Origin of the sequence: Methanobacterium sp. (genome assembly GCA_012838205.1) — an archaeon.
In the GTDB taxonomy this organism is placed as follows: domain Archaea; phylum Methanobacteriota; class Methanobacteria; order Methanobacteriales; family Methanobacteriaceae; genus Methanobacterium.
The window spans coordinates 79,019-85,839 of the sequence record DUPR01000065.1 but is presented as its reverse complement, the minus strand read 5'-3'; the positions used below and the strand labels follow the sequence as shown (position 1 = coordinate 85,839).

The 6,821-nt window shown below is 35.7% G+C and carries 7 protein-coding genes; 2 read left to right on the top strand and 5 right to left on the bottom strand.

The window, feature by feature from the left end:
- The 4 genes from GXZ72_09560 to GXZ72_09545 form a co-directional block, all read right to left on the bottom strand.
- The coding region (locus GXZ72_09560; GenBank protein HHT19788.1) for an aspartate carbamoyltransferase at positions 1 to 357 on the bottom strand (357 nt) is incomplete at its 3' end.
- 94 nt (positions 358 to 451) lie between these two features.
- Entirely contained in the window at positions 452 to 1,180 is a 729-nt protein-coding gene (locus tag GXZ72_09555; protein HHT19787.1) for a tRNA (adenine-N1)-methyltransferase, read from the bottom strand.
- Positions 1,181 to 1,187: 7 nt separating this feature from the next.
- Entirely contained in the window at positions 1,188 to 3,554 is a 2,367-nt protein-coding gene (locus GXZ72_09550; protein HHT19786.1) for a DEAD/DEAH box helicase, read from the bottom strand.
- Positions 3,555 to 4,132: 578 nt separating this feature from the next.
- Positions 4,133 to 4,318 carry a hypothetical protein gene (locus GXZ72_09545; protein HHT19785.1) on the bottom strand — a complete coding sequence of 62 codons (186 nt, stop codon included), beginning with the start codon at positions 4,316 to 4,318 and terminating at the stop codon, positions 4,133 to 4,135.
- A gap of 55 nt (positions 4,319 to 4,373) precedes the next feature.
- Here GXZ72_09545 and GXZ72_09540 point away from each other — a divergent pair, with 55 nt between their 5' ends.
- Both GXZ72_09540 and GXZ72_09535 read left to right on the top strand, forming a co-directional pair.
- On the top strand, positions 4,374 to 4,562 hold the full coding sequence (locus GXZ72_09540) for a hypothetical protein (protein ID HHT19784.1): 189 nt from the start codon (positions 4,374 to 4,376) through the stop codon (positions 4,560 to 4,562).
- Between the two features lie 93 nt (positions 4,563 to 4,655).
- Complete coding sequence (locus tag GXZ72_09535; protein HHT19783.1) at positions 4,656 to 5,519, top strand: hypothetical protein; 864 nt, start codon at positions 4,656 to 4,658, stop codon at positions 5,517 to 5,519.
- A gap of 52 nt (positions 5,520 to 5,571) precedes the next feature.
- Here GXZ72_09535 and GXZ72_09530 read toward each other — a convergent pair whose 3' ends face one another.
- Positions 5,572 to 6,774, bottom strand: coding sequence for a DUF521 domain-containing protein (locus tag GXZ72_09530; GenBank protein ID HHT19782.1), 1,203 nt, complete (start codon positions 6,772 to 6,774; stop codon positions 5,572 to 5,574).
- Positions 6,775 to 6,821 lie beyond the last annotated feature (47 nt).

The following is a 6,821-nucleotide window of genomic DNA, read 5'->3' as shown; positions in this document are numbered from 1 at the left end:
TTCCGCAACATAACGGGCTGTTCCTTCCATATTATGGCGTATGACTAAGGCATCAGCATATTTTCCAACAGTTCGAACTGTATCAGTTAAATTTTCTCCCTTAGTGGCTGAACTAGTTTCAGTTTCAGCAAAACCAATCGTATTCCCTCCCAGACGTTTCATAGCAGTTTCGAATGATAGGCGGGTTCGGGTTGAAGCTTCGTAGAATAACATTCCTAATATAGATCCATCCAAGATGTTGGATTTCTCTTCAGACTTAGCAATGGGTTCCATTTTTTCGGATAATTTAAGAATATATTCAATATCTTTTTTTTTGAAGTCCTTAATTGAAATTATATTTTTTAACTCGAAACCCATCTTTTCACCATATGTAATGTCTGTTTTACATCAATAAAAAAATTATTTTTTCTAATTTGTTTTTTTTTATTATTTTATCATAGTACAACTATCACTAGATTTTCCTACCAAATGTTAAATATCCAGTGTGTCCCATCATACGTGTTTTAGGTCTAATACCTTTGGGTTTTACTTCTAATTCTCTTAAAATACATTCTATACTTTTTATATCAGAAAAACCACGTTTTTTCAAAATTTTGGTGAGAAGTTTGACTTGGTCAACGTAGGGAGTGTAGGCAACAAGAAATCCTCCAAATTTAAGTGCGATCTTAGCATTTTCAATGACATCCCACGGTTTAGGAAGGTCTAAAAAGATCAAATCAACATTTTTTTCATTAATGCCTGAAACAACATCTGCACATTTAATTGTCACATTCTCTAACCCGAATTCTCTAATATTTTTCTCAGCCACTGCTGCGAAATCTTCCCTAATTTCATAGGAATAGACATGACCTTTTTCTCCCACAATATTACTCAGAAAGATAGTTGCTGCGCCAGCACCAGTTCCAGCTTCTACCACTTGATGCCCATTTCCAAGTCCTGTAAAAGATGCCATAACCCCCAAATCTTTGGGGAGAATTATTGAGCACCGACGATCCATTAATTCAATATAATCATTAATATTCGCATCTAAAACACGAAATTTATGTCCAATATGAGTTTCCAACATGTCTCCAGGACTACTTGACTGAATTTCCTCATTTTTAATGTAACCTTGGTCTGTGTGCAGATCTTCTGAACCAGCTAGAAATTTTTTTCCTCTTTCATTTATCAAAATCTTCATTGGCCATTCATCCTTGGTTATTCTGATCTAACCGAAATTCTTTATCTGGTTTATTTTTATCTGTTAAAAAAGATTCCTGAGTCTTTCTTAAGTATGGTGAATTGTAGATATATTCAGATTCAATCACTCTACGAATGTTTTTAGCAATTGTTTCACCAATTCCATCAACTTTTTTCAAATCATCTTCAGACGCATTAAAAACTCTATCAACAGTTTTAAATCTTTCTAAGATTTTTCTAGCTGTTACAGGACCTACATTGGGCAACGATTCCACAATAAATAGTTGTTGTTCTTGAAGTGTTAATGGTTTTTTATCAGCCCGTACTTGCACGTCTCGAGATCCTTTATCAAATTCTCGTATTGCCAGTCTATGGATCATAGCTGCTGTGTCCTCGGGACTGCGGGTGGGAATAATAGGTAGGTTGAAATCAACAGCCAAACTGGCCAAAGCCCCTCTAATAGCATTAGGATGCAGTCCACTACTGTACAGATCTTGACCTTCTAGAATCATTAATGGATTTGGAAAGTTTTCTATCAGTTCTTGGGATTGTTTATACAGTCTTTTATCAATTAATGAGCTTACAAAATCCTTGGTACTTTTTCTTTCCACCGCTACACGGGCACTGATTTGATAATCGCCAAATGGGAGGTTGACTGGCTCAAGTTTAACTCCTAAGTTACTCAATTCTCTAGTAACGCCAGATCTTGCTTCTCGATGATCAACCAAAATCACAAGCTCATTTTCCATAGTACTGCTATTTTTTTTCCTTTCAAGTACTCTAACATCTTCATCCTTAGCAATTAATGGTGTTTCAGATTTTTCATACCCTTTAGACAGTTGTCTTTTCATTTGCCTCTCACGATGCATGCTGGAATAATAAAATGATTCATCTCTAGTGTTTTTAGTAATTAAAACTATCATACGGCCTTTTGAGGTCCTACCTGTTCTGCCCCGTCTTTGAATCATCCGGATTTCAGAAGGAACAGGTTCATATAACACTACCAGATCCACACTAGGGATGTCAATACCTTCCTCTGCTACACTAGTTGAAACAAGTACTTGGTATGTTTTCATTCTGAATGCTTTGATGATTTCTTTCTGTTCTTTTTGGCTTAAACCCTTTTCAGTTTCTCTGTTAGCTTGTCCAAAAAATTTTACAGCTTTAATACCTTCTTTTTGGCACTTTTCATGAATTTGGTTAACAGTATCCCGGTACTGGCTGAACACAATAACTTGTTCTTCAGATTCAATGGCATTTTTAAGGATTTTTATTAGTTTTTCTAATTTTGGATGTTGTAACCCACTTTTTTGAGCCTTTTTGGTAAGATTTACGGCGGTGCTAAAACTTTTATCTTTGAATAGTCCTTGAGCAGCTTTTGTCTTTTTTTTCCGCATTCTTTGGAAATAATAGTGTAAATTACTAACTCCTTGTGTTTCCAACAGTTCCATTGAATGTAGCAGACTTAAAACAGCCGTTAACATAGATATTGCTAGTAAACAGTCCCTAGGTGGTTTTGTACTGCGAGATATATTGTTCTGAACTTTTCCCCGCGCGCGAAGAATGTTTTTTTTACTTACATTTTGTACAGAACTTATAACCCCCATTCTTTTAAGACCTTTAAGCCGATTTTTCAGAACGGTATCTAAATGACTTTTTATTGTAAGTTGTTCTTTTTTAAGATTCACTCTAACCCATTCAACTTCAATTGGGTTGAAATATGGTTTAACATCAGAATCGTCCTCATTTTTAACAACTACTTCATTGATAAAAAGATTCTGACAAACTTGATCTATTTTCTCTTCTTCACCGCCTGGAGATGCTGTTAACCCTAGTATTAGCTGATCTTCGGCTTCATTAGTATAACGATTGGCCAAAAACACGTATGCATAGGAACCAGTGCCCCGGTGACATTCATCAAATATTAGGAGTGAAACATTTTTCAGAGAGTAACGTCCTGCAATAATATCTGATTCAATAGTTTGGGGTGTTGCACAAATAATCTGGGATTCTTCCCACCTTTTAACACGTTCATCAACTTTAACCGCCCCAGTCAAACTACTTGTAGTGGATATAATAAAGTTTCTGAAGCTTTCTTCATGTTGTATCACTAGGGGTTTAGTAGGTGCTAAAAGCAGAATTTTACTATCTGGATGTTTTTTAAGTCTTTCCGCAGCGACTAAAGCGGCGACGATAGTCTTTCCCAGTGCAGTAGGGGCCACAATCATAGTGTTCCCCTTTTTTAACACATTTGCAGCCAGTAATTGCTGATATAGGCGTGCTTCTATTTTTTTTGACTGTATTAATGGATGTTGTATCCATCGCACCGATTTTTTTGAAGGAAGATTCTCTTTCGGATGTTTATTTTCAACCATTTTTAAATATCCTAAATATTGGTTTGTTAAAGTGACATATCTTGAACTAATACTATGTTTGCAATCTATAAAACTATTACAAAAATCAATCTAATTGGATGATAATAATCAAAACTATTATAAAACTATAAAAATATAAGGGGTCATGGTTCAAAAGGATGTTTTAGGGGATTATTTTGAAAAATATCTTCAATTTCACCATGTTTACCACTAACTCTTTTTTAGCAGTGTTTGAATGGTGATAAAATTATCTAAATCCGGAAGAATTGCCAACTTAAGTGTAATTTAAATCTAATAGAATTTGAGGGTTTTTTTGAATTAATCACGTCTGTAGAATTCATTTTTTCCACTTAATGTTATAGGACAATCATTTCCTTTTATACTAACCCTATTTTTAACCATTGTAATGTAAATAAATTATTTTCATCTTAGTCATTATGCATAAATTTCATCTTAGTCATTATGCATAAAAAATTTTACCAAAATAATATTATTCTAAGGTCCATATGGTGGAGAAGCAAGGAGCTGAGCCCCGCTCAACTAAGTCCTCCTGCTGGTAATGCTACTGCGTGTTGTTTTCATATTGCCTCTTTTGGTGCTGTTGGGGGTGTTGTGTTTACTGTTTTTTCTCGTATTTCTTGTTCTGCTGCCCCCCAAGGAATCCTACCGTGAACCCTGACGGGTTCACAGGACGCCGTCCGGAGGGGGCCTGGCAGCGGAGGTTTGAATGGAAGCACTAGTGGTGGGGTTTTGTTTTTAACCAATCAACTAGAGGTTATCGAGTAGCCTAACCAGGAATCCCTCTGGGATGGCTACTGGTTGTCATCCGCGAATTCTATTAGAATACTTGGACAACCGGTAGTTGTGTTGATGCATGACAAATGCAATGGTGATGTGAAGGCCTTTCCAAAAATAATCTGCATATTGGGCCGTGGTAATGGATTTGGGGTTTTCTATAGTTTTGGAAATAATTTCAAATCCATGACAATTACTCTTAAAACATCATAGTTGAATGAGTCTAACAACAATATTTATTAATATTTTTTAATAAAATAATACTACATATTTCAACAGTTGAACATGAAATGTTATGGTGATTAAATGTTGGGACCAGAAAACGACAATGAAGTAAATGAGTTAAAAATTCGTTATAATGAATTTTACACTGAATTTGGCCATATATATGAAGTTTCTACAGTGTTAAGAAAATTTAGATATTTATGGGAAGAAAATTACTGGGAAACATTGTTTAACATACATGAAAATTCAATGACATCCCTTAACAGTGCACAAAAGTCTGATGGTAATCTTCCAGAAAATATAGTTTTGATTAAAGCCATTGAAAATGGAATCGAACCCAAAAGGGAAAGAAATGATTTTTCCATAAATCATGAATCATTTATTAGTTTACATCATTTTTTTGAAAAGTCATATTCTCTATATTTGGGTCGCAATTTGATTAATGACGATATATGGGCTTTGAATGAGAGTGATCTTATTGAAAGGGTTTTAGGAGGGTTAGATCGGTTTGATGTTTTCAGAGGGAACCTTTTCCTGGATGATGAATTTTTTCAATTGCTACAAAAAGTGTCTTGGGAAGAAGAGGCAAAAGATTTTTTCATCAAATTTCATACTCTATTAATCTTTTTCCTTTTTGAAAATCACGGAAAAACTGAGTTGAATTTTAGTAATGAGCTCATTAACGTTTTGGTACTTTTGTCACATTCCAGTGCCATTTTGTCAGAAAACTTTAAAATAAATATTCAGCACGTTTTGAAATCCTATTTAACATTATTTAGAATAATCCAAACAGAATTTTCTGCTTTTGTAGATAAAAAATACTATGAAGGATACATTGTTTGTAAAAATTGTGACGAATCCTACAGATTACAAGAAAATGAAGCCCCTTACGATTTTTCACGGTGTAGTTGCGGTGGTGATTTAAAATACATTAGTTTACCCTGAAATAAAAAAAATTTCAAATAGGATTCTGCAATGTTTTCAAACTCAAAAAATTTCAAGTTTTAATAGAAATAAGGTTCTCCCAATCATCAAAAACAACGTCTAATCCACACATACTCGGCACATAGTTAGCAGCCTTAGCAGAATCCACTCCAATTACCTTAAAATCCATTTCTTCAATTGGGGCCACCACCATGCAAGTGTCACAGACTACCTGACCTCCTGCTTTTTCAATTATTTTGGTGTAACCCATCCGATCCGAGGCGGCCTTTACAGAGATGGATGTACACACCCATAACTCATTGGCTAGTGTTTTTCCTTTAAGAATCTTGGCCACTTCTTGGATTTCTTCTAGAGAAGCATGTGGACATCCCAAACAGACAAGATCAGGCTTATCTTTATACATAGACAACTGATCCCGGGTTTCCGCTATGTCAACAGAAGTTATAGATATTTTTTCCAACTCTCCTAGGTTTACATTAACAGTTTGATATTCTGGAGTGATTTTTTCCACATGATAAAGAGCAACAGCTCCAGAAGATGCTAATGCAGCACCAAGAGCCTTTAAATTATTAACACTTGTTTTTTCCTGCTTCCTACTTTTCAGTTTAAAATAAGGAATCCCATTACCCACAGTTTTACCTACCAGATATCCTAGTGCTCCATAGTCAGATCCTTTTAAAGGAGTTTCAACTTCAACTAACAAGTTCGGAATCCTACCTTCATCTAGATGATATCCATAATTAGGTGTTATTCCACATATTGCTGCAGATAAAGCTCCAGGACCACCTTCTCTATTAGTCCGTGCACCAAGAACGGAGTTAGCATAACAAACTGCTGATGACTCTGACCACGCAACATGGCTTCCTAATGGGGGTACATTGCCCACAAGATAAGGGGTACAAGTGCAAGTTGTGCTGATACCCATTTCACGATATGCTTCCACAATAAGTTGCTGCTTTTTCGCGAATTCTTCAGGAAATCCCAGTTTTTCCCAGTTATCAAGGTCCACACCTGCAGGGTTTAATGTGCTGGGCACTTTTACTTGTGCACCTTCACTGGCAAGATCCTCCAAATATTCTAACCCTGCTTCGCCTATGGTTTTATAGGAAACACCGGATATTTGGGCTGATACTATTTCTACCATGCCATCTGCTCTGTATATATCTCCCAGAGCTACCAGTATTTCCATGGATTTTTGAATGGCAGGGCCGAACTCTCCCTGGTACATTTTTTCCTCTTCTCTTGTAAGATGCATGAAACGCTCCCTAAAATGGTAATTACAGAAATTATTTCATTTAGACG